2 protein-coding genes are annotated in these 1004 nt (G+C 62.9%); one reads left to right on the forward strand and one right to left on the reverse strand.

Annotated features, from left to right (window positions below):
• Nucleotides 1-273, reverse strand: a 273-nt coding sequence (locus tag EN914_RS36485) for an FAD-dependent oxidoreductase (protein ID WP_127312802.1), incomplete at its 3' end; no start/stop codon positions are given.
• 141 nt (nt 274-414) lie between these two features.
• Here EN914_RS36485 and EN914_RS36490 point away from each other — a divergent pair.
• On the forward strand, nt 415-1004 hold a 590-nt coding region (locus EN914_RS36490), incomplete at its 3' end, for a lytic transglycosylase domain-containing protein (RefSeq protein WP_127389739.1).

A 1004-nucleotide genomic window follows, 5' to 3' on the forward strand; every position in this document is an offset into this window, starting at 1 on the left:
GTAGTAGAGATGATCGACATTCATGTCGTGATGATGCAACGTCCAGCCTGCCACTTGCGCTTCGGGAAAATAGGGATTGCGGTCGGCGGCATGCAGCCAGGCGCAGCCGATGTCGAAAGGCACGCCGAAATGCTGGTCGCTGGTCCAGGCTCGCCCGCCGATTCTGTCCATCGCTTCGAGCAGCGTGAAGGAAAGCCCCGCCGCCTGCAGGGTTTTGGCAGCGGCAAGACCCGCCGAGCCGGCGCCGATGATGACGACATCAACGTCTTGCATGCAGCCCCCTTGCCACAATAATCACTTGATCCTAGGCAAATTCCACGGCATTCGCCAGCATTGCAGCGGTGACAGTGACAAGTGCGCGTTTCGCTGGCAAGTTCGCAATTGGGACGTGATTCAGGCAACCAGGAGATCAACATGGCAATTCTTGCCAAGGGAAAGATGTTTGCAGCGGCCGCGATGGCGGTGCTTGCGCTGGCGACGGGCGCACAGGCAGCGGCCAGCTGCGGCAAGACCGGCGCCGGCTTCGAGGCCTGGAAGCAGGACTTTGCCGCGCAGGCCAGGTCGGAAGGTGTGGGCGCCAAGGGGCTGGCCGCTCTGGCCGGGGCGAACTACGCGACAAAGACGATCTCCGTCGACCGCGGCATTCACAAGGCCTTCAGCGGCTCGGTGGACGATTTCATGCGGCGGCGCGGCGGCGCGGCGATTATCTCCAAGGGCCGGTCGCTGAAGAAGTCGAATGCGGCGCTGTTCTCCAAGATCGAAGCGAATTACGGCGTGTCGCCGGGCGTGTTGCTGGCCATCTGGGGTATGGAAACCGGCTTCGGTTCGGCCATGGGCAACCAGAACACCGTCTCTGCGATTTTGACGCTTGCCTATGATTGCCGCCGCCCGGGGTTCTTCTACCCGCATGCGATCGCCGCCCTGAAGCTGGTCGATCGCGGGGCGCTGACAGCCTCGTCGGTCGGGGCGGCGCATGGCGAGATCGGACACACGCAGTTCCTGCC

It is taken from the genome of Mesorhizobium sp. M7A.F.Ca.CA.001.08.2.1, from assembly GCF_003998455.1.
Classification (GTDB): domain Bacteria; phylum Pseudomonadota; class Alphaproteobacteria; order Rhizobiales; family Rhizobiaceae; genus Mesorhizobium; species Mesorhizobium ciceri.